This is a genomic window from Brevundimonas sp. EAKA, from assembly GCF_000698025.1.
Lineage (GTDB): Bacteria > Pseudomonadota > Alphaproteobacteria > Caulobacterales > Caulobacteraceae > Brevundimonas > Brevundimonas mediterranea_A.
On the sequence record NZ_JMQR01000260.1, the window covers coordinates 1 to 1,123 of the forward strand.

Below are 1,123 nucleotides of genomic sequence, written 5' to 3' on the forward strand. Positions count from 1 at the left end.
GGTGAATATAAAAACCCCGCCAGGCGGACCGGGCGGGGTTCGGGTTCTGCGGTTGCCGGGGTTCGGCGCGCTAAACTCGTCCCGCCCGTGAGGGCATGGTGATGGTGGTGGTTCCGCCGGTGGTAATCATGCCGAAGCCCGTCGCGGCGAGGCCGGCGACGGTCGAAAGTTCGGCGATGAGGAAGCGCTGTTGCACAGGGCTGGTCCGGTTGAAATCTGCGCCTAGGGTGGTCGGGGCGCCCCCACACTGTCAAGTCGCATTGGATGATTTTTTCACGACAGACGGTTTTTGGTCCGATTCAAGCCCGACGCCCGCAACGGCCGTCGCGACCGGGGTCGAATTTTTCGCTTGACCGGCGCCATGGGTTTCATCAACGTAAAGTCACTCATCAAGACCGGCTGAGGGATTAGGCCCTTTGACGCCGGGGCAACCATCGGGTTTCACCACCCGAAACGGTGCCAACTCCTGCGGGGTCCTTCGGGGTCGCGAGAGATGAGTGGAGCATCGGTCGAGTCGACGCTCCACGATCTGTCACCGCATCGAGCCTTGCTGAGGCGAGACCGATGCGGAAGACGATTGATGACCCTGGCTGAAACATCCCTGCTTGAAGAGCCCGCCTGTCGGCCCACGCCCTCGGCTGCGCCCGTTCGTGAACGCGGCGGCGCCCGCGACGTCATCGTCTCCATTCCCGCCGACTTCCGCCTGGCCTCGGGCGAAAAACTGAACCAGCCCAATATCGTGGGCCGCATCCACGGCCGCGCCGGCGCCCCCGTCGTCGTCGTCGCCGGCGGCATCTCGGCCGGCCGGTTCGTCCACCGCACCGAGACCAACGGCCTGGGCTGGTGGTCGGGCGCCGTGTCGGTGCGCGGCCCCATCGACCTGTCCCGCCTCCAGGTGCTGGCCGTCGATTTCGCGCCCGGCGCCGAGTTCTCGGACACCCCCGTCACCATCACCACCCACGACCAGGCCCGCCTGCTGGCCCTGGTGCTGAACCACCTGAAGGTCGAGCGGGTCGCCGCCTTCGTCGGCTGCTCCTACGGCGGCATGGTCGGTCTGGCCTTCGCCGAACTGTATCCCGACTGGGCCGAGCAGCTGATCGTGTTCTCGGCCGCCCACCGCGCC

1 protein-coding gene and 1 riboswitch are annotated in these 1,123 nt (G+C 66.6%); the gene reads left to right on the forward strand.

What is annotated here, in order from left to right:
- The first annotated feature begins 383 nt into the window (after positions 1-383).
- A riboswitch (SAM riboswitch) is annotated at positions 384-500 on the forward strand.
- Positions 501-580: 80 nt separating this feature from the next.
- On the forward strand, positions 581-1,123 hold a 543-nt coding region (locus ER13_RS17350; RefSeq protein WP_035311426.1), incomplete at its 3' end, for an alpha/beta fold hydrolase.